The sequence below is a fragment of the Maribacter sp. 1_2014MBL_MicDiv genome (genome assembly GCF_001865655.1).
Lineage (GTDB): Bacteria > Bacteroidota > Bacteroidia > Flavobacteriales > Flavobacteriaceae > Maribacter > Maribacter dokdonensis.
In genome coordinates, this window is record NZ_CP011318.1 from 383,114 (window position 1) to 405,327 (window position 22,214).

Consider the following 22,214-nt stretch of genomic DNA (forward strand, 5'->3'; position numbering starts at 1 on the left):
AATGGAATTTTCAATACTTTCGTCTTTTAATTGAATGCCATATGAGTATTGAAGAATTAGTGGGTTCGTATTCTATTATAGGAAGCAACCAAGATGAGGAATCGCACAATTACAAAGGTCTACTTTTATTATCCCTTGATGGTAATAATAGAATTATTGCAAAATGGACCATTAATAATACTCAGAAACAGACTGGTACAGGTTTTTTTAAGAACAATATTTTGGTGATAAATTTCAGCTATACTGGCGATGACCAAAATATTTACAAAGGTGTTGTCGTGTACCAGTGCCTTAGCAAAGATGTTCTAGACGGATTTTGGTCCGAGAAACACGGTAATCCTCTTTATCTGGGAGAAGAGCGTTGTTTTAGAATAAAATCTAAATCCAATACGCTAAACTAATATTCAAATGCGGTAGAAAACTAAAGTTAATACCATATTATTCCTGTAATTTTACATCCCTATTTAAAATTAAGAAAAGAATATGACGAATAATCACGAGTTTTTTATGAGAAGAGCCATAGAAATGGCAGCAAAAGGAATGAACTCAAATGCAGGCGGCCCCTTTGGTGCCGTAGTTGTAAAAGATGGAGAAATTATAGCCGAAGGCCATAATAAGGTAACTTCTACGAACGACCCTACTGCACATGCAGAAATGGTGGTTATTAGAGATGCCTGTAAAAAACTGAATGATTTTCAATTAACAGATTGTATTATTTATACTTCTTGCGAACCCTGCCCCATGTGCTTTGGTGCTATTTATTGGGCTAGACCAAAGGCAGTATATTATGGTTGTGATAAAGCAGATGCAAAGGCTATAGATTTTGATGACCAGTTTATATATGATGAGCTAGAAGTTGAAATGCAGGACAGACAAATTCATTTTAAACAAATGCTTCAAGAAGAAGCCGTTGAAGTCTTTAATGATTGGGCTTCTAAACAAGACAAGACAAAGTATTAATATAGATACCGTTTAAAAATGTCATGTGGATTTCACTAGTAGTTTTTCCAATTCTTCTAGTGATTTCCCTTTTGTTTCAGGTACCTTGGCAACAATAAAAAACAAACCTATTATTGCAAAAATTGCGTATAACAAAAAGGTCAACGAATTACCAAGATTAGATAATTGCCAAGGAAAAACAAGTTGAACCAAAAAGGCAAATGTAAGGTTTACCAAACCTACAAATGAAATTGCCAACCCGCGAATTCGATTTGGGAACAGTTCTGAAAAAAGCACCCACATTACAGGACCTATGGAAACGGCATAAAAAGAGACAAATAAAAGAATACCACATAAAATAAGAACCGAATTCATCTTTGCCGCGGCAGTTACCAAAACAGCTTCATACTGTTTGGCTTTATCATCACCTAAGGCATTTGAAAGCGCTGCTTTAAAATCTAAATCTGAAGTAAAGGTTTGATCTTCCAAAGCCCTTAATTTTTCAATTGGCACATCATTAGGTAACCCATTTAATGCGCTGTCATCTAATATATAGGTGGCAGTCTTAAAACCATAGGCTAGAATCAACATTGCCGATGCCATACCTATCATACCGTAAATCAACATAGGTTTCCTACCTAATTTGTCTATAATCTTCATGGCTACGATAGTAAATATCAAATTTACCAATCCTACTAAAATAGCTTGTAAAAACGATGCATCTGTACCAATGCCCGTTTGTTCAAAAATTAAGGGTGCATAGAACATCACAGAATTTATACCTACCAGCTGTTGAAATATGGCAACAATAATGCCTACCAGTATTACAAGGCGTATGTTCTTTTTAAAAAGCTCCCCGAAGTGAACCTTTTCTTTTTTACCTTCTTGAAGAATACTCTCTTCAATAGATTTCATTTGTTTTGCTGCTTCATTTGCTCCCACGAACCTCTGTAACGTTTGCCTTGCCTCTATTAAAGAACCTTTCATGGAGAGCCATCTAGGGCTTTGCGGCACAATAAACAATCCTATATAATATAATAATGCGGGAAACACTTCTAAACCAAGCATCCAACGCCAATTCCATTTTTTTAGATTAATGGTGTTTACCCAACCATAATCGCTATCGCCCAATCTTAAGATTAGATAGTTTGTAAAAAATGCGGCCGAAATACCAATGACAATATTCAATTGATTAAAAGATACCATTTGCCCTCTCTTCTCAGGCGGACTTACCTCTGCAATATACATTGGAGCAATGATCAAAGCTGCACCTACAGAAAAACCACCTATTAACCTGCCTATGATCAACATAGTAAACGTAGTGGAAAATGCTGAAAAGAGCGCTGAGACCGCAAATAATAAAGCGGCATATTTGAGTACGCTTCTTCTGCCTATTTTATCACTTAAAGGTCCCGCAATAAAAGTGCCTAGCGCAGCAGTCAAGGTTATGGAACTGACCAGCCAACCTAATTGAATATCGTTAAGGGAAAATTCATGTTCTACAAACTTTAAAGTTCCAGAAATAACGGAAGCATCAAAACCAAGAATAAAGCCGCCCAGTGCAACAATGGCGGCTATTCTTATTATATAATTTTTATTTACTTCCATGTTAAGTATTTGTAATAGTTCATGCTTATAAAAGTATTGTTAAAACAAGTAAAACTCTCACTTAAACGCAGTTAATCCTAGCTCTTGTAAGGGGCTAATTTTTCCCAATCGAAAATGACCCCGGTACCCGGAGATTCAGGAGCTACCGCCCTATGATTTTCAACAACCAAAGGTCTTAAGGTATATTGATCGATAGGAAAACTATGTACTTCTAACCAACCTGCATTGGGTTGAGAAGAGACAAGACTTACATGAAGTTCTTGCATACCATGACTACATACCGGGATATGATGTTCCTGCGCCATTTTTGCCACTTTCAACCAACCTGTTACACCACCGCAATTAGAAGCATCCGGTTGAATAAAGGATAGTTTGGATTGTGCAAAGGCATATTCAAATTCATGAATGGTATGTAAATTTTCACCCATGGCCAAAGGAAAACCGGTACGATCAACAATTTCGCCAAATCCTAAATAATCATCAGGTATAATCGGTTCTTCAAACCAGGTAATATCATATTGTTTAAAGCCTTCAATAGCTTTTATCGCTTTTTCTACGGTCATAGAATAGTTGGCATCGACCATAAACGTAACATCCGGACCAACAAACTCACGTACTGCTTTTATGCGTTCTAAATCCTCTTCTAAGTTTTCCCTTCCTATTTTAATCTTAACGGCATTGAACCCGCTATCCAAATAAATTCTCATATTATCCAAAAGCTTTGGAATAGGAAATTGAAGATCTATACCACCGCAATATGCCTTACAGGTATGGTCTGCATCTCCGGCCATTTTATATAAAGGTTTATCGGCTTTTTTACAGCGTATATCCCAAAGGGCAATATCTATGGTAGAAATGGCAAAAGAGGCAATACCTCCTCTACCTACATAGTGAATATGCCATTCCATTTCTTCATATAGCTCCTCAATTTTAGAACCATCCTTACCTATTAAAAAAGAGGTGAAATCATGCTCTACCATAGCTTTGGTAGCGTGCCCGCCTTTACCGCCGGTATACGTGTAACCAGTGCCTTCAGTACCGTCCTCCAAGGTAATTGTAGTTGTCACCAGCTCAAAATGCGTATGGTCGCCGTGTTTGGCATCGTTCATTACTTCTGGTAAAGGAACCTTAAATAATTGACAATCTACTTTTGCTATTCTTGTACTCATTATGCCTTATGTCTTACGTAAAACGTTTTCTTTTCCATATACTGCTCAAATCCGTATTTACCGTCTTCACCACCAGAGCCACTTAACTTATACCCGTTATGAAAACCTTGGTGCTGTTCTCCATGACCACGATTCACATAGATCTCACCATATTCAAGTTCATCGTTGCAACGCATGATCTTATTTATGTCATTGGTAAATACCATTGCCGCCAAACCATATTCACAGTCATTTGCAAAGCCTACAACCTCATCAAAATCCTTAAATTTCAACACAGGTAAAATAGGTCCAAATGACTCTTCATGAACAATGGTCATATTTTGGGTTACATCGGTCAAAACCGTTGGTTCAAACCAATATCCTTTATCAAATTCACCACCGGACAAACGTTTACCACCAGTGGCAATTGTTGCACCCTCATCTAAACTCACTTTGACCAAATGCTCCATATGCTCCAATTCGCTTTTGTTCACCTTTGGTCCCATATCTGAATCCTCCAGCATTGGATCACCCACTTTTAGCGCTTTGGTCTTTTGAATAAATTTATTCATGAATTCATGGTAAATATCTTCATGAACATACATACGCTCATTACAGGTACATACTTGGCCACAATTGTCAAATCTAGAATGTAAGGCAGCATCTACGGCTGCATCAATATCAGCATCTTCAAACACTATAAACGGAGCCTTTCCACCCAATTCCAATTGTACGTGCGTTAGGTTCTGTGCTGCCATTTTTGCTATTTGTTGACCTACAGGAGTAGACCCTGTCATAGTCACCATTTTGGTTAATGGGTTTTCTACCAAGGCAGTACCCATAGCTCTTCCCGGTCCTGTAATAATATTCAACAAACCATCTGGCAAACCAACTTTTTTAGCTAAGTGCCCTAACTCTAATGTTGCTAGCGGAGTTTCTGAAGTCGGTTTTACCACGATAGCATTTCCTGCTACCAATGCCGGACCAATTTTTCTTCCGGCCAAAGCCAAAGGGAAATTCCATGCCGTTATGGCAACTACTACTCCACGTGGTATTTTTTGAATCCAAATTTGTTCATTTGGGTTATCTGAAGGAATGATATCACCTTCAATTCTTCGTGCTCCCTCACAAGCATATTCTATAAAAGAAGCGGTTACCGCAACTTCCATTTTAGCTACTTTAAGCAACTTACCTTGTTCCTTTACTAAAAGCTCTGCCAATTTATCGGCATTCGCCTTTATTTCATCAGCAAATTTATACAGAAGTTCCGCTCTCTTTCTGGCAGGGACTTTTTTCCACTCTTTCTGTGCCTTTTCGGCTGCTTCCAATGCTTGTACAGCTTCCGCAACCGTTCCATTTTGAACCTTTGCGTAAACCTCCTCAGTTGATGGATTTATAATATCGATGGTTTCACCAGAGGTTGAAGTAACCCAAGATCCATCTATAAACATTTGGTATTCTTTTATTGATGCCATTTTTCTGTTTTTAGTGTGATTATCTACCCATCCAACCTCCGTCTACCAGAGTGATGCTTCCGTTCATATATGCAGCCGCGTCCGAAGCCAAAAAGACCACGGGACCTGCAAAATCTTCTGGTTCTCCCCATCGTCCTGCCGGAATTCTAGCCAAAATAGAATTTGCCCGCTCTTCGTTATTACGTAAGGCTTCTGTATTATCAGTACTTATATACCCCGGTGCAATGGCGTTGACATTTACTCCGCTACCGGCCCATTCGTTGGCAAAGGCCATGGTCAACTGACCGATCGCTCCCTTACTGGCAGCATAGCCCGGCACGGTTATTCCACCTTGGTAAGTTAACAACGATGCCGTAAATATTACTTTTCCTGCACCACGGTCAACCATTTCTTTTCCTATTTCCCTGGTTAAAATGAATTGTGCATTTTGGTTTACCTCTATCACTTTATCCCATAACTCGTCTGAATGTTCAACGGCTGGCGCCCTTAATATGGTTCCAGCATTGTTTACCAAAATATCTATTACAGGAAAATCACCTTTAACGGCTGCAATAAAACTATACAGTGCTTTTCTATCACTAAAATCACACGCATAGGCTTTAAAATCTCTGCCCAGTGCCTTTATTTCCTTTTCTACATCGCTTCCGCTTGATTCTAAAGTAGCACTTACGCCTATGATATTTGCACCAGCCTCCGCAATACCTATCGCCATGGCTTTACCTATGCCTCGCTTACAACCCGTAACCAATGCCGTTTTACCTTTTAAACTGAATTTATCCAGTACACCCATTTTCTTTTAAAGTTTTAGTTCTTAGTTATGATTGACAATCCATTAGGACTTTTAGTCCGTCAGGGTTTTTATCTATATTTTCAAATACCCTTTGTATGTTCTTTAGCGGTTGCACGTCCGTAATCATTTCATTGAATGGCAATTCATTGGCCGTAATTAAACGTATAGCCTTTTCATAATCCTCTTTTTCATAGACTCTTGCCCCTATTAATTTAAGTTCTTTCCAAAAGAATTTAAATAAGTCTACTTCTTTCTTTTGACCATGTATGGCAACCATAACAATTCTACCTCTTATACCGGCAACCTCGGTCATAATATCTAAGGCTGGTTGCACACCTGCTACCTCAAATACGACATCTGCCCTTTTATTATCGGTCTTACTTTTTACATAGTCGACCAAATCTGTCTGCATAGGGTTTACAGCATCTAAACCAAGTTCTTTTGCCTTAGCTATACGAGTATCGTTTACTTCGGAAACAATGACCTGAGCTCCTTTTTCCTTGGCTACCAAAGCAACTAAAAGACCTATTGGGCCACCGCCCAAAACCACGGCGGTCTCACCTGCCTTTAATTCACCCATTCTTACATCATGCACTGCTACTGATAAAGGCTCTATCAATGCCGCCAATTTTAAGTCTGTTTCTTCTTTTAATTTATGAAGTGTAAATGCAGGTACGTTCCAGTACTGTTGCATTGCACCCGGACTATCAATACCTATAAACTTGAGTTCTTCACAAATATGGTTGAACCCCTTGTCTGATGATTTCACCTTTCTATCATCCAACGGTCTAACCACAATTTTATCGCCTACTTGGAATCCGCTTACATCCTCACCTATGGCGTCTATGGTCCCAGACATTTCATGACCAATGGTCTCAGGTATGTTTACACGTTTATCCATCATACCATGATAAATATGTACATCTGTACCACAAACGCCCGCATATGCCACTTTAATTCTAACATCTCCTTTTGCAGGAGCTTCTATTTCTTTTTCTATTACAGAAAATGTTTTATCGCCTTTGTACTGTGTTGCTATCATTTTAAATTGCTTTTTCTCCTATTGCTGTATGTGATGTTTTATTATATGACGAAAACCGCTGTATACTTTGGTAATCGTCGTTATTGTAAATATGGGTCAAACCCCATCTTAGTATTTCTGTTGGATTACCCTCTTTATCCGTAGTCCTATTTAAGCCTATGGCATGTGGCGGATTTTGAATACTTGCCACAATTTCAAAATTGATACCATCTGGAGACCATTGTATGGTATTTTTCTCCGGTCCGTCCGTAGTGATCAAAGATGCTATCCCCCCATCATACTGCCATACACAAATTTCATGGCCACTATTACTAACCGGATTGTAAGATGATTTAACATAAGGACCCAGAGGGTGGTCTGCAATAGCAACCCCGTGACGTATTTGCCTACCGCCAAACGTTATTTCTTCGCCCATTTGCTCTCCTTTGTAATACAAGTAAAACTTTCCTTTATAGGGTAGAATACACGGGTCATGCACTTTATGACTATCGAAATCTCCTTTTTTTTCGACCTTAAACCTATTATCCTCTTCACCCAACCAAATTCCATTATCAGCTGGTGAAAGAATTGGCTCCGGTAATTTTTGCCAAGGACCATTAGGGCTATCTGACCAAGCCAAACCAACTTGATTTTTCACCCGAACCGTATATGGACTTTTAACCGTTTGATAGCTCAGGTAGAATTTATCATTATGCTTCATTACCTCTACCGTAAAAACAGAACGGTCATCAAAAGAACCCAAATCTCCTCTTTTTACGGCGATACCTTCTTCCTTCCATGTCCAGCCATCTTTAGAAGTTGCATACCAGATATCGCAACGGTCCCATGGAAAAACCTTATCCTTCTCAATATTGCCTGCAAAACCCTGTGTAGCACCTAAACTTTTGCTATACCAAACATAGTACTTACCATTCTCTTTAATTACAGCACTAGGATCTCTTCTACAGACACCTTCTTCATATGCCAAATCTCCCAATAAAGGTTTAGGTTCTTCAAACTCAACAAACCATTCATTACCAACCTCGGGCCATTGTAATGCGCGTTTAGATGCCGCACTTAAATATTGTGCATTGGTAATTCCTAAACTGTCTAGCTTACTTTTAGATAACTTTACTTCACTAAATGTTTTTTTTGTGTTACTTACCATGGATGTATTTCCACTTTTAATGTTATAAGCTGCCTATCACGGTCATGATTTTGAACCATGAAATTTATCGAAATTGAAAACCATATTTACAAATTGAAGTATTTATCAATTACATATGTTTTGGTATCCAAAAATTTTAATTCCACAATTTTTTAGACAGACTATTGTCAACTTGACAATGTTTGCCAAGTTAATTATAACATACATTCTGTCATGATATGAATACTGAACAAAAACTGTACACCATTTTTAATCGTTACTCAACCGCACTTTTAGCATATTAACTCATTGGCAATTTACCTTATAGTATTTCACCGCAATGCACCATATTAGCTAAGAATTGCAACAAATGATCAACTAAAAACATAAGAAGGCTTTTGTTGGTTAGTCAATATCAAAAAACTACTCTCACCTTAAATATAATCTGTACAATTAACCAACTACGCTCTTAATGGTGCTAGACAAAAAAAAGAAGTGTCTAGTTTTTGTTCAGTTAACATTTATTTAACCTAATTGACAATTAGATAAATTTGAGCGGTCATGATTTTGAAATATTAAATTTTTAACTGGTTTAGATGTGATATTATCATCTATTAACAAAATTCAATTAACGTAACTCATTATTATGAAAGGAAACAAGCTTAAAATTAACGGCGTAGTGACCATGTTACTGCTGATCATTTGCGGGTATGGAACTGCATTTGCCCAACAAAATGTATCCGGCACGGTAACCGACGCATCGGGAATTCCATTACCCGGGGTAACCATACTGCTTTCAGGAAGCAACAAAGGTGTTACCACTGATATGGATGGCAATTACTCCATAGCGGCGTCACAAGGAGAAATACTGGTATTTACATACTTAGGTTTTAAAGATGCCAGTCAACAAATTGCATCTAATGGACAAACCATTAATGTAGTATTAGAAGAAGATACACAACAACTGGATGAAGTTGTTATTATTGGATACGGTTCTCAAAGAAAGAAAGAAGTAACCGGTGCTGTTGTAGGTCTAAAATCTGAATCTATCGAAAAAGCACCTGTATCGGATTTAGGAGAATCTATACAAGGACAGATTGCAGGAGTTAATGTTCAGGCTGCCGATGGTAGACCTGGTGCAGCTGCCAATATTCAAATTCGTGGACTTGGATCTTTGTTAGGTAGTAATACGCCTCTTTACATTGTAGACGGTATACCTTATGAAGGTACGCCCAACATTGCACCCGAACAAATTGAATCTATAGACGTCTTAAAAGATGGGGCTTCGGCTTCAATCTATGGTACAAGGGCATCAAACGGGGTTATCTTAATAACGACCAAAAGAGGTAAAGAAGGTAAAATTGAGGTAAATTTTAATACGTACACGGGTATCCAAAACATAATCTCGGGTGTTCCATTAATGAACACTACTCAACAGATGTATCATGAAGATACCATGTTAGAAGCCTTGGGTACTGATCCTTTAATTTTCTTTTTCAATCCAGATGCATTTAAGTATGACAGTGATTTCGTTGGGGATGTACAAAATAACAACGCACTCATAAAAAATTATGCAGTAGGTATCAGTGGCGGTGCCGATGGACTTTCCATGAACTTCAACACCAATTATTTTGAACAAGAAGGTGTGCTTATTAACTCTGGTTTTGATAGATTAAGTTCTCGACTTAATACCCAGTTCAAAAAAGGAAAATTCTCTGCTTTTGCAAGCGTAGGAATGACCTATGAAAACACTACTCAAGAACCTTGGGGAATGTATGAGTATGCTTTAAGACAGAAGCCATGGCAAACACCTCTAAGTTCTTTAAACGAGGTTGGCGAAAATCAGGTACAGATTCCTGTACAGAACGAAATTCTGTATAGTTACTTATCAAGTCAATTACAAAATATTGACGAAAGAGAGGTGAAAAGCACTAACATTGCCATTAACCTTGATTATGAAATTATTGACGGACTTCACTATAAACTAAATCTGGGCCGTAATAACTGGGATTACCAAAGAAAGTTCTTTCAACCACAGTACATTGTTTATGGAAATGATGGTTTATTGAACCCAACGGCTTCCAGAGAAGACGCTGTTTTACAGGAAGATTTTACATGGACACAAAGAAGTACCATAGAAAACATCTTGAAATACAATAGATCCTTTGGAAAACATAATATTGATTTAACGGGACTGATTTCTTTCGAGAAATTTGAATCCAAAACTGTAGGGGTCGGTGTAATTGGTTTTGCTAGTAACGAAACACAGGTTCTAGGTGCTGGTGAAGATAGCTCTGCCCCAACAGGTAGCGAGCAAACAACCACCTTAAGCGGTTTAATGGGTAGGTTCCTATATAATTTCGACGAAAAATATCTTTTTTCGGCAAGTATTAGACGAGATGGAACTTCAGTTTTTTCCGAAGAAAACAGAATTGGAATATTCCCTGGGTTTTCTGCAGGATGGAATATATCTGAAGAAAACTTCTTAAAAAACAGCGAATCTATCAGCAACCTAAAATTAAGAGCTAGTTGGGCCGAAGTGGGTAACCAAAGTTTAAACGACCCCTATGTAACCACATCAAGAATTGAAGGTGGCGTAAATTATTTATTCGATACCGCCGAAACTTCATCTGCCGGATATATTCAAAGAAGAATTGCCAACAGTGATCTTAAATGGGAAACCAAAATTTCTAAAAATATTGGAGTAGATCTTTCTATGTTCAACAACAGGTTTACATTCACCGCAGATGTTTATAAGAATGATAGAAAAGAGATGATACTTAATTTACAAACACCACCATCTGCCGGTACCACTCAACCTAGAGATGCGAATACATATAGTAACATCTTAATAAATGCCGGAGACATGACCAACCAAGGTATTGAACTGGCCGCCTCTTATAGAAGTAATGCCGCTAAAGCTTTTAAATGGGATGTTGCCGCAACGTTTACTACCAATGACAATGAAATTCAAAATCTTAATGGTATAGAAAGAGGCTACGGCGGCGGTTTACCAGCAGTAACCTTAGCCGGTATCGATTATACAACTTTTCATGCTGTAGGTTATGAAGCCGGTGCTTTTTTCTTAGTTGAAAATGACGGAGTCATAAAAACTCAAACCGATTTAGATGCCTATAGGGCAATTGAACCAAGCGCCCAGCTAGGTGACATGAAATATATTGACCAAAACGGTGATAGTGTTATTGATGATAATGACAGAGTATACAAAGGATCGGGTCAAGCAGAATTTGAAGTTGGTCTTAACTTTAACTTCAATTATAAAGGTTTTGATCTGTTCATACAGAATTACTATTCGCACGGAGCTGAAATCTTTAATGGTGCTAGATATTTAGCCCATGCTACAGGTAGACATTTGGAGCAGTACAACATGTGGTCTCCTCAAAATCCAAATTCAGACATTCCCACGTTTAGACAAGATTCTTTTGGAAGCAGCTTTAGATCTCGTTCAGATTTTTGGTTAGAAGATGGTACCTATTTCAGGTTGAGAAACGTAACCCTTGGTTACACCGTACCAACCGAAACTACATCTACGATCGGTTTAAGCAAATTGAGACTTTATGTTTCTGCCATGAACCCTCTAACCATAACAAATTATACAGGTTACGATCCAGAAGTTGGTGGAAACGGACTTAATACCAGAGGTGTAGACCAAGGGAATTACCCGGTAACAAGAAGATTCGTACTTGGTTTACAGGTTAAATTTTAATTAAAAAAAATTGTAACAACATGAAAATTAAATCAATAAAAACAATATGGGCACTTTCACTGACCGCAGTGTTTGCCTTGTCCTGTAGTGAAAATGAATATTTAGAGGAAATTAACCCTAATGCCATTACTACAGACGTATTTTGGGAGTCTTCAACTCAATTTGATGCTGCCTTAACAACTGTTTATGGAGCAACTCAATTTCAGTCTATTAGTGGTGGAGACCTTCAATTTGAAATGATGTTGGGTGACGAGGCCGGCACAGAATCGTGGTATGCGCCTTTCGCCTATAGAAATTTAACGTATACGGATGGTGCTAATCAAATAGCAAATAAATGGTCGCAACTTTATATCGGAATCTATAGGGCTAACCAGGTAATTAATAATTTAGCTACCGCAGACACTTCTGTATTTGCAGAAGGTGAAAAGGAATCGATTGAGGCCCAAGCTAAATTTTTAAGGGCATTCTTTTACTTTCAGGTTGCACATACCTTCGGTGGCGGAGTTATAAAGTTAGACGCCATAGAAAGTGCAGAAGATTTACCCGGAACTTTTTCTACCATTGATGAGATTACGAACAGTATCATTATTCCAGACCTTGAATATGCTAGAGAAAATCTACCCCAAACTTGGGATGATTCCAATATTGCAAGGGTAACTTGGGGCTCTGCAACTTCATTATTAGGAAAAGTGTATTTATATGATGAGGATTGGACTACCGCAGCTAGCTTGTTTAAAAGTGTAATTGATTCGGGTATATACTCCCTAACGGCAGATATCAATGACAATTTCAGACATGAAAATGAATTTAATTCAGAATCCATTTTTGAAGTTGCCTATAATGCAGAAATCAGTCCGGCATCGGGTGGTGCCGCAGTAGACGACAATAGTTTTGAAACCGGTGCAGAAGCAAGTACATTGGCCACAGCCGTTGGTCAACTTAACTATGGGGGCTATAATACCGTACTTCCTACTTATTTTTTACACGAACTATTTGTAAACGATGAAGTAGATCCGTCTAACCCTGTAAACGATGATAATTTACAATCGAAAAGAATGGGAGGTTCAGTAGTACCTAGTAATGGGGACGGACTTTATTACAACGTTGAACCGGGCTCAAAGGGATGGGCGTACGGTCAAAGTACTTATGCTAAAAAACATGCCAACTGGTACCATTTGGAATTTGAAGATGGCAACAGCCGCTCTGGTATTAATTTTAGACACATACGATATGCCGATGTATTGTTAATGTATGCCGAAGCGCTACTTAACTCTGGCGGTTCTGTTGATGAGGCCATTGAATACATTGATATGATTAGAGCAAGGGCCGGTGTAATTACACTTAGACAGTATCTTAATGAGAATGGCAACACTTTCCCTCAACTGCATGTTAGCAAACAAGTAAACGGTATACAACCAATGGTTCCTGCAACTGCTGCTACTGTTTTAACGCATTTGCAACGCGTAGAAAGACCTTTAGAACTTTGTTTTGAGGGACATCGCTATAAAGATTTGGTTCGTTGGGGAATTGTTCAAGAGGTGTATAATGATTTAAGAGCCGAGGAAATTTGGAGAGAAGAGAATTTTGAAGCTATTGAAGATCAAGCTCCTTTATTTATTAGAGAAAGAATACGACCAGATTTTCTTTTTTCTTCTCAGAACTACACTCCTGCAGTGCATAATTACTTTCCAATACCTGCAGCTGAAGTACAAACTAACGATGGTTTATAAACGATAAAAAAAATATTATGAACATAAAATATAAAATTAACTTACCCATACTCTTTTCATTTGGTTTTATGCTATTGACATTGTCTTGCGATGATGATCCGGCTGACGATGTTCAACTTCCAGAAATAAGTCATAGAGTAATAATGACCTCTCAAATGGATTTTGAAAATAAGGTCAATCTTAATGATGAAATTACATTTGGCGACGTATCGGTAGGTGTTGTAAGTAGAACATGGACTTTTCCTGAAGGAGTTGCCAATATTTCTGGTTCAGAAAATAATACTACATCTTCAGAAGATATCGTACAAGCATTCTTTACTCAATTGGGAGACCATGAAGTAAAACTGCACCAAACTTTTCAAAGCAGTGCCTATGTGGGTACAGAGCAAAGAGGTACCGAATTGGATACTACAATTGTAGTTAGGGTTTTAGGAAATATTGGAGCGAACCTTTCTGCTAATCTATTAAACAGTGATGGCAGCGTAGGTGAAGCATTGAACATAGGCGATAATTCAAAAAATGAAATTATGGCAGGTAGTACGGTTAGGTTTTCCATTACCACTACAGGTGAGCCTGAAAACTACAACTGGTCTTTTGAAGGTGGCGATCCTACTACCTCTACAGAGGTTGTTGAAGAATTGGACGTTAAATACAAAAAGCTTGGAGAATATGGATTTGGGTTTTCTGCAAATAGGGTAAGACCAGAAGGTGGTTATGAGTTGACATATACCAATTTGGTGAAAATCATCCCTTCTACCAAGCCTGTTACACTTGACGCGATTGAAGCCACAGCTGATGGTAACATAGGACTTAATTTTAGTAGAGAAATGGAACCTACAACTATAGATATGACAAATTTCTCTGTTAGCTTAGCAAATGCTGGTGTTGAAATTCCCGCTACAATAGCAAGTGTAGAAGTTGATCCCAACGAAGGAAACATCGTTATAATTAGTCTTGAAAATGATCGCGTATACAATGATGATACTGCAATAGTTAGTTATACAGCTGGAGATTTAACTACGACAGATGCATACCCTGCAGAGAGTTTTACCGATTTACCGGTAGTCTTTAAAGGCAATAACATTTTAAATAACGGCACTTATGATTATAGTTTTGAAAACTCTACTGCCGCTAATTGGCCTTACCAATGGTGGGGAGCTCCATGGGATGCTTACAATCTCGAAATTTCTACGGCGCAAGCTCAAGATGGAGAAAGTAGTGCCCTCATAGAATTTGACCCAAATGGCGGTATGATCATTGCTCATACAGACACTTCTGGGGCAGCTATTCCTTTTACGGTCGAAGAAGGCAAAACGTATGAAGTTGGGGTTTGGGTATATGTTGAAACTTTAAGTGAACCAGATACAGGTACTTTATTCGCTCCGGATTTAAGATTCTATTGGGCACCTAATACCGATTGGGGAGTTGCTCCTAACCCAGCATTCACAAGTGACTTTGCACTAAACCAATGGGTCTACTCTTCTTTCTTAACAGATTTTGGTGGTGTAGCAGGTGATTTTACTTTATCTATTAGAGGGTACAATCAAGATAATTCTACGGTAACCCGTTTTTATATGGATAACTTATCTATATCTGAAGCGGTACTAAGACCTTAGACTACTTTTTAAATATGCATAAAAAGGACGAGCCTACCGGTTCGTCCTTTTTTAATTATAGAAACTTTTGTTTTAAACTACTAGCGATAAAATCTTTAATCTTTAGACAATAGTTCCTTCCAATGCAGTAAAAATGCCGTTGCAATATTATCAATCAATTACTAACCAATAATCTGTTCCATTTGAAGGAAATTACAATTTTATGACATTTACCGGTCTTATAACTGAGCAATAAAATCTTCTAGGTTTTCCTTTCTTTCCAACTGTAACTTTTTACGTAACCTATAACGGGTTGTATGTACAGATTCTACAGATATACCTAATAACCTAGCCATATCTTTACTAGAAAAATTCAATTTAATCAGGGCACAAATTTTGTGATCACTTTGCGTTAGCTTCGGATATTTTTCGGTTAATTTTTTGTAGAACTTTTCATTGACCGCCGTAAATCGAAGTCGAAACTCCTCCCAATTATTATTATTACTTACCGAAATAGTGCGTAATAGTTTATTTACTTCAGACTGCTGTAGGTTGTCTTTATTAGATTTTAATTTTTCTTTCAATTCTTTTAAAAACTCATCTTTCTCAACAAGCTGAAGAACCGATGCAGCAAGTTCTTTATTTTTCAATTCTAAAAGCTCGTTGGTTTTTTGTATTTCCAATTCTTTGTTTCTTCGTATTAATTGTTTTTCCAACTTATGCTTATTACGAAGATGTCTAAAAAAAAAGAATGCCAAAATTAGTATGAAAACTATAGTCCCTAATAAAATGACGCGCTGTAACATTGAAATATGTTCTTCTTGTTGCAGCTTTTCAAAACGTTGCTTTTGAATTAAATCTGATTGACGCTGTTTTTCAATTCTAAATTCATCTCTAATCTCTAACATCGATTTATTCTTAGAGCTTCTTCCATCAAAAAACAAAGCATCTAATTCCTTCGCTATCTTTAAATTTTCGTACGCTTTTTGATAGTTACCTTGCTTTTTATAATGTTCGGTTAACCGTTCATAAATCAGCGGAGTAAAATCAATGTGGTTTTTATATTTTTCTGAAACCGCTATGGCTTTCTCGTAATACTGAACACTACTATTTAAATCTCCTGTATTCTGCAAAACATCTCCCCAATATGTATAAACCAAAACCATATAAGAAGGTCTATTTTCCAAGAACCAAGGTTCTATACTTTTTAATAATTCAAGTGCCTTTTGGTTTTGACCTGTTCTAGATAATATAAATGCCTTCTCAAAATTCAATTGAGACATTGGCACTTGGTTTTCTACTTCCTTGTAATAGATTAAACAACTATCTAAATACGTACTTGCAAGTTCTGGCATGTCCAACTCACGATAAGTACTTACAAAAGCAAAGTAATTATGTACTAAATAGGCAGGGTCGGTATTACCTTCTTGAACCATATTTTTTCTTATGCTCAATGCCTTATTCAAATATTTTAATGACTCTTCCTCCCGCTTATAAAAGCTATAAAACCTTCCTAATCGCCAAGCGATCAAACCGTCTAACGAATCATTTTTAATTTTATCTGCCAAAAAAAGTGATTGCCAAAAAACATCGTACGAACTTGCATAATCTGCCCTATGCCCATAAACATCTGCCAGTTGCATTAGAGCATCAATACTTTTCAACGTATCGCCTTTTTGCAACAATTCTTTATGGGTCTGTTTTAACTTTTTTATTGCCGCTTCAGAACTTTCATACTTTATTCTGTTAGAGTCAGTAAAAAACTCATCTAACTTCATACTTACGCTATCATTTCCTTGTGCTAAAATGATTGTATAATTACCAAAAGTAAATAAGAGGATTATTAAAAATTGTAAAATGAAATTTTGACTAGAAAAAGTGTTTTTCAAAACTGTACAAATAGAAAGTTATTATACTCTTAAATATACAATAACTTATTGATTAATGATTAACCTAAAATGAGCTAGACAATTGAAGAGAAGGAATGTAAAATTAACTGAACCATTTAAATGGATTTATCTGTATCCAAAGCATAGATTCTTGTTTATAATTTGATATATCTACTTTTAAAATTCATTATAAAAAATTGCCCTAAACTTTAAAATCAAGACTAATAAAAAAAGAAAAAGAGCATGGTAACAACCCCATGCCCTTAACTCAATTAAATAAACTAACAACTATTTTTCCACTGGTTTGTATATTCTTATCCAGTCTACCTTCAGCGTATGGCCTTCAGTATCCGAAAGCTCATTATCCGTTGGTGTATATGTATCCGATTGATTTCCAGATGCTGGACTAGATCTCCAGTCCTGATCTTCCACATCTATAATAATATCCATTTCTTTACTTAATCCTGTACGTGTATCAGCACTGGTATCGCCTGGGTTCATTGCATTTGTGTAAAACAAAGGATCAATTTGATCTTTACCAGATACGGTCCTAATCAACTCCCCGTCTATATAGTACTCCAAATGCCATGGGTCTCTCCAGTATACACCATAAGTATGGTAATCCTCTCTCCATTTAATATTATCTTTCATAAACCATGATCCTGCATCTTTAGGCTGATAATCTTGAAATGGGTCCCTTATAAATACATGGTGACTAATATGCATTCTAACTTCATACCATGAATGGCTCGCTTGGGCACTTTCTGAATATGCCGCTCCATAAGCTTCCATTATATCTATTTCTTGTGTATCATCTGGACTTAACATCCAAATACCGTTGGCTAAAACGGAGTTCATGATTTTTGCTCTCGCCTCTACATAAACAGGATACTGAACCCTTGTTTTATTCGTAATGCAACCTGTGCTTATTTTATCTGTACCAGCTTTTCTTTTCGCCGGTATTTGCAATAAACCATCGGCTACAAATGGGATATCCCTACTCCATTCGGTCAAGCCCGGTCCAGACCAATTATTATGGTAAAAGTCATCCCATTTATTAAAAAAGGCATCGCCTTTATTACCTGCTGGTGCCTCATATTCAAAATCATCTGAAAAATTTTGAAATTCCCATTCCAATCCTGAACCTGGATCTGCAGGAACCGCCATTGTACTGTAATCTTGTTCTGTCTCTTCCTCTTTCTCCTCGTCTGCTTTTGGATCTGTATTGTCCACTTCCACATTAGGAGTTTCATTAACATCAGAACCAGAACTACAATTAGATGCTGTTAGCAGAAAAAGGAATAATGAAGAAAGTATTAATAATTTAAATTTCATGAGTGAGTTGATTTAAGCTTAGTTGAAAAGCGATTTCAAGGTACAGTTATAAGATTAAAAACCTCAATTAAACAACTAGACAAAAACTAACAAAGCCCTGAACATTTACTGATACCTATATTATTAAATTAGATGTATACAGACCTAATTACAGGACTTACCCCTTAAAAACAGCGCAATCCTGAAGAAAAAATATCTAGACCAATAAAATGAATGTAAAAATCCACACTGTAAAAACCATCAAAAAAATGTATTTTAAAGGTGAATTGTTCCAACTAAATCGACCATAAAATGTTCTTAAAAAGAATAGTACGCCTATTTCTGTCGTTCATGATAATCAGCTTAATGAGCTGTAATTATAACGATCAAGAACCCTATGCACTAAAAGCAAGCCTATTGGTTAATGAAGACCACTCTTGGCACAAAGCTTTTATTTTTTTTGGTGAACGATTAAAAGAAAAATCAAACGGTCGGTTACAATTAGAAACTTTCCCATCAGAACAATTGGCTAAAGAAGTTGAAGCCATCCGAATGATCCAAGCCGGTGTATTAGATATGACCACCACTAGTTCCCTTCTTAGTAATTGGACAGAAATAATGACCTTTTGCGAGTTACCGTTTCTTTTAAAAACTCCTGATGATGTTGAAATTTTGATGCAAGGACCTTTGGGAAAACGAATATCCAAGGAAATGTTAGAAAAAACAGGCTTAAAACCTTTGGGTTATTTTCAAGCTGGTGTAAGACAGCTAACTTCTAACAAGCCAATTACCCACCCAGATGACCTACAAGGTTTAATCTTGCGCGTACCCAATGTACCTTCTTTTGTTTCTGCTTGGGATGCTTTAGGCGCAAAAACTACACCTATGGCATTTTCTGAAGTTTTTACCTCTCTACAACAAGGAACCATAGATGCACAAGAAAATCCTTTGGCACTTATTAAGGTCTCCAGATTTTATGAGGTTCAAAAATACGTGAACCTTACCAACCATGTAGTTAGCTGGTCATACCCCGTAATAGGTGAAAAATCGTTTCAGAAATTACCAGAAGACCTTAAAGCTATATTCTTAGAAGCATCTGAAGAAATGATTACCTACCATCAGCAATTATTTCTTGAAAATGAAAAGAAAATCAGAGAAGAACTTGAAGCAAAGGGTATGGTTTTCGTCAATGTGGACAACGCCGCTTTTATAGAAAAATGTGGCACTACAATCTACGATACCCTATCTCCGGAAATGCAAGAAATTTATAACACTGTAAAACAAGATTTACCTTAATGTCTTTATTTAAATTTTTCAGAAAAGCAATGAAATGGGGTACTATCATAAGTACCTTACTTTTTGTTGGCATTACACTTGTTCAAATTTACGGTCGATTTTTTATGACCAAGGCGCCTTCTTGGACTGAAGAAGCCGCCAGAGTTGCATTTATCTATGCTATTGCCTTTGCAGCAGGTTTGGCAGTTAGGGGTGCTTACTACGTTAATTTCGGATTCTTGGTCGAAAAATTCAGTCAAAAAAATCAAGAACTCCTTCAATATTTTATCTGGATCATCACTTCTCTTTTCATTCTAGTTTTTACCTACCACGCTTTTGAATTCCTAATGATGGGGACCGTAGAAAAATCGCCAAGCTTAAAATATCCTATGGCCATATCGTTTTCAGGAATTGCAATTATGGGTATTTCTATTCTTGTTCATCTTTTAAACGAAAAACCAAAAAACACTAAAATGCCTAAACCATGATCATTATACTTCTTGTCGTCTTCGTCATATGTTTATTATTACGGTTTCCCATAGCTTTTTCATTAGGAATTTCGTGTATGGCATTTCTCATTTTCAATGGTACCGATCTTATTATCATGCCCATGAAAATGTATTCTGGCATAGATGTTTTTGTGTTGTTAAGCATACCAGGATTCATCATTGCAGGAAACCTCATGAACCAAGGCGGCTTGACCTCTAAAATCATAAAATTCTGTAATCACCTTATTGGTCATGTGACTGGCGGACTTGCTTTAGCAAACATTGGTTCTTCCATGTTGTTCGCAGGTATTTCCGGTACGGCAATTTCAGATACTGCCAGTATTGGTTCCGTAATGATACCAGCCATGAAAAAAGAAGGTTATGATGCTGATTTCGCTTGTGCGGTTACCGCATCTTCTTCTACGGTAGGGCCAATAATTCCACCAAGTGTACCTATGATTATCGCTGCTACGCTAAGCGGACTTTCGGTTGGTAAATTGTTTTTGGCAGGAGCTTTACCAGGGTTATTATTGGGTGTTGCTATGTTGGTACTCACCTACTATATCGCCAAAAAAAGAAATTATCCCAAATACAAACGAAGTTCTTTTAAGCAAATATTTAGAGGGTTTATAGATACGTTTTGGTCGTTGTTAATGACGTTTATCATCCTATTCGGAATCATTGGTGGAGTTTTCACACCTACCGAAGCATCAATCATTGCAGTACTTTATGCCTTTTTAGTCGGCACTTTTGTGTATAAGCGACTTAACTTTAAAAAGACCATGGCTATTTTAATCGATGCCATGAAAACTTCCGCCAGCCTAATGGTCCTTATTGGCTTTGCCAACTTGTTTGGGTATATCCTAGTTTCTGAAAAAGTACCTCATGAGATTTCAAATATGATTTTGGGCTTTTCAGACAACAAATATGTGGTGCTGCTACTCATTAACCTACTCTTAATTTTAGTGGGTACGTTTATGGAAACCATAGCGGCACTTTTAATACTATTCCCTATTTTATTAAAGGTGGCTTTAAGTGTAGATATAGATTCTATTCATTTTGCCATAATTGCATTGCTCAATTTAATTATCGGTTTGACCACTCCACCATTAGGAGTATGCTTATTTGTAGCGTCGGGTATAGGAAAAGTTCCTTTAGAAAAAGTAAGCAAAGCGAATTTGCCTTATTTAGGAATCAGCTTTTTAGTACTGATTTTAATCACCTTATTTCCACAAATAACACTGTTTTTACCGGACTTATTTATGGGCGATTGAGGCATTGAAGAACAAATAGGTTTTACGAATATGTTCTTGCCAGTATTCCCATTGATGACCGCCACTAAACTCTGTGTATTCATGCGGTATTCGCAATTCGTTTAATTGTGCATGTAAATCTCTATTACCAGCGATTAATTGGTCTGCTTTGCCACAATCAAACCGTAACGGTGGCAATGTAGTTTTGTTATCGGCAATCACATCTAGCACATTGGGTTGAATTGCACTTTCTAAATAATCATTTGAAGGTTCTTCTACAAAAAGTTCCATTTCTTCTAATTTGGTAATGGCACTGTGTGCAGAAATGGCACTAAACTTATCAGAATATTTTGCGCCTAAACTTAAGGCTCCGTAACCTCCCATGGATAATCCGCCAATACAAAGTTTACTTTCATCACCCGCTTCCAGAATATTTTCTTGGATGGCCAAAGGCACATCTTCAACAATCCATTTCGCAAAGTCCTTGTTATGATGCGGAAAATAAGCAGAACCATCTCCCCACAATCCATCGGATGGCATTGCAATAATTGCCGGTTCTATTTCTCCATTTTGTATCATTTCTTGTGCAGAAATATGTGCGCCACCTTTTAACGCCCAAACCCAAGCACTACCGTATACGCCATGTAACAAAATATAAATGGGTAAATTGGTAAGCGGATTTTTTGTCTTGGGTACAAATACGCAAATATCTCCCCTACCCTTTAAATTTGGGGTTTTGACGGTTAAAAATCGGAGTCCGTCAAATTCTAATTTAGTATCTGAAAGTTCTATGGTTCTAAATGATCCTTGCATAG

At 37.2% G+C, this 22,214-nt stretch carries 17 protein-coding genes; 8 read left to right on the forward strand and 9 right to left on the reverse strand.

The genetic code is table 11. The annotated features are described in order from the left end of the window. The first annotated feature begins 41 nt into the window (after positions 1–41). A complete protein-coding gene (locus YQ22_RS01695) occupies positions 42–401 on the forward strand; it encodes a hypothetical protein (RefSeq protein ID WP_071339825.1) in 360 nt (119 codons plus the stop codon). Between the two features lie 82 nt (positions 402–483). Beyond that, complete coding sequence (locus YQ22_RS01700) at positions 484–960, forward strand: nucleoside deaminase (RefSeq protein ID WP_071339826.1); 477 nt, start codon at positions 484–486, stop codon at positions 958–960. Between the two features lie 21 nt (positions 961–981). Here the strand turns inward: YQ22_RS01700 and YQ22_RS01705 are convergent, their stop codons facing one another. The 6 genes from YQ22_RS01705 to YQ22_RS01730 all read right to left on the reverse strand — a co-directional run bounded on the left by YQ22_RS01705 (position 982) and on the right by YQ22_RS01730 (position 8,149). After that, entirely contained in the window at positions 982–2,556 is a 1,575-nt protein-coding gene (locus YQ22_RS01705; RefSeq protein ID WP_257786214.1) for a sugar porter family MFS transporter, read from the reverse strand. 68 nt (positions 2,557–2,624) lie between these two features. Next, the gene (locus YQ22_RS01710; protein ID WP_071339828.1) at positions 2,625–3,716 is read right to left on the reverse strand and encodes a mandelate racemase/muconate lactonizing enzyme family protein; all 1,092 of its coding nucleotides are present in this window, start codon (positions 3,714–3,716) and stop codon (positions 2,625–2,627) included. Next, positions 3,716–5,170 carry an aldehyde dehydrogenase gene (gene aldA, locus YQ22_RS01715; RefSeq protein ID WP_071339829.1) on the reverse strand — a complete coding sequence of 485 codons (1,455 nt, stop codon included), beginning with the start codon at positions 5,168–5,170 and terminating at the stop codon, positions 3,716–3,718. The genes YQ22_RS01710 and aldA overlap by 1 nt, the downstream gene beginning before the upstream one ends. Positions 5,171–5,189: 19 nt before the next feature. Continuing rightward, positions 5,190–5,960: an SDR family oxidoreductase gene (locus YQ22_RS01720; protein ID WP_071339830.1), complete on the reverse strand. Its 771-nt coding sequence runs from the start codon at positions 5,958–5,960 to the stop codon at positions 5,190–5,192. Between the two features lie 25 nt (positions 5,961–5,985). Beyond that, positions 5,986–7,002: a zinc-dependent alcohol dehydrogenase gene (locus YQ22_RS01725; protein ID WP_071339831.1), complete on the reverse strand. Its 1,017-nt coding sequence runs from the start codon at positions 7,000–7,002 to the stop codon at positions 5,986–5,988. A gap of 1 nt (position 7,003) precedes the next feature. After that, on the reverse strand, positions 7,004–8,149 hold the full coding sequence (locus YQ22_RS01730) for a glycoside hydrolase family 117 protein (protein WP_083414164.1): 1,146 nt from the start codon (positions 8,147–8,149) through the stop codon (positions 7,004–7,006). A gap of 625 nt (positions 8,150–8,774) precedes the next feature. Here YQ22_RS01730 and YQ22_RS01735 point away from each other — a divergent pair. The 3 genes from YQ22_RS01735 to YQ22_RS01745 are packed head-to-tail and all read left to right on the forward strand — an operon-like array spanning position 8,775 to position 15,201. Next, entirely contained in the window at positions 8,775–11,855 is a 3,081-nt protein-coding gene (locus YQ22_RS01735; RefSeq protein WP_071339833.1) for a SusC/RagA family TonB-linked outer membrane protein, read from the forward strand. A 20-nt stretch (positions 11,856–11,875) separates the two neighbouring features. Next, positions 11,876–13,585 (forward strand): RagB/SusD family nutrient uptake outer membrane protein, encoded by a 1,710-nt coding sequence (locus YQ22_RS01740; RefSeq protein WP_071339834.1) that lies wholly within the window; start codon positions 11,876–11,878, stop codon positions 13,583–13,585. Positions 13,586–13,602: 17 nt separating this feature from the next. Beyond that, complete coding sequence (locus tag YQ22_RS01745) at positions 13,603–15,201, forward strand: hypothetical protein (protein ID WP_071339835.1); 1,599 nt, start codon at positions 13,603–13,605, stop codon at positions 15,199–15,201. A gap of 218 nt (positions 15,202–15,419) precedes the next feature. On the opposite strand, the gene YQ22_RS01750 is transcribed toward YQ22_RS01745, so the two are convergent. Both YQ22_RS01750 and YQ22_RS01755 read right to left on the reverse strand, forming a co-directional pair. Further along, positions 15,420–16,958: a helix-turn-helix transcriptional regulator gene (locus tag YQ22_RS01750; protein ID WP_139254429.1), complete on the reverse strand. Its 1,539-nt coding sequence runs from the start codon at positions 16,956–16,958 to the stop codon at positions 15,420–15,422. Positions 16,959–17,357: 399 nt separating this feature from the next. After that, complete coding sequence (locus tag YQ22_RS01755) at positions 17,358–18,404, reverse strand: family 16 glycosylhydrolase (RefSeq protein ID WP_071339837.1); 1,047 nt, start codon at positions 18,402–18,404, stop codon at positions 17,358–17,360. A 291-nt stretch (positions 18,405–18,695) separates the two neighbouring features. Here YQ22_RS01755 and YQ22_RS01760 point away from each other — a divergent pair, with 291 nt between their 5' ends. The 3 genes from YQ22_RS01760 to YQ22_RS01770 are packed head-to-tail and all read left to right on the forward strand — an operon-like array spanning position 18,696 to position 21,420. Beyond that, a complete protein-coding gene (locus YQ22_RS01760) occupies positions 18,696–19,679 on the forward strand; it encodes a TRAP transporter substrate-binding protein (protein WP_071339838.1) in 984 nt (327 codons plus the stop codon). Beyond that, positions 19,679–20,146 (forward strand): TRAP transporter small permease, encoded by a 468-nt coding sequence (locus YQ22_RS01765; RefSeq protein ID WP_071339839.1) that lies wholly within the window; start codon positions 19,679–19,681, stop codon positions 20,144–20,146. The genes YQ22_RS01760 and YQ22_RS01765 overlap by 1 nt, the downstream gene beginning before the upstream one ends. Then, positions 20,143–21,420 (forward strand): TRAP transporter large permease, encoded by a 1,278-nt coding sequence (locus YQ22_RS01770; RefSeq protein ID WP_071339840.1) that lies wholly within the window; start codon positions 20,143–20,145, stop codon positions 21,418–21,420. Before YQ22_RS01765 ends, YQ22_RS01770 begins: the two co-directional genes overlap by 4 nt. On the opposite strand, the gene YQ22_RS01775 is transcribed toward YQ22_RS01770, so the two are convergent. After that, positions 21,403–22,212: an alpha/beta hydrolase gene (locus tag YQ22_RS01775; RefSeq protein WP_071339841.1), complete on the reverse strand. Its 810-nt coding sequence runs from the start codon at positions 22,210–22,212 to the stop codon at positions 21,403–21,405. The two genes, YQ22_RS01770 and YQ22_RS01775, sit on opposite strands and share 18 nt — an antisense overlap. Positions 22,213–22,214: the final 2 nt, after the last annotated feature.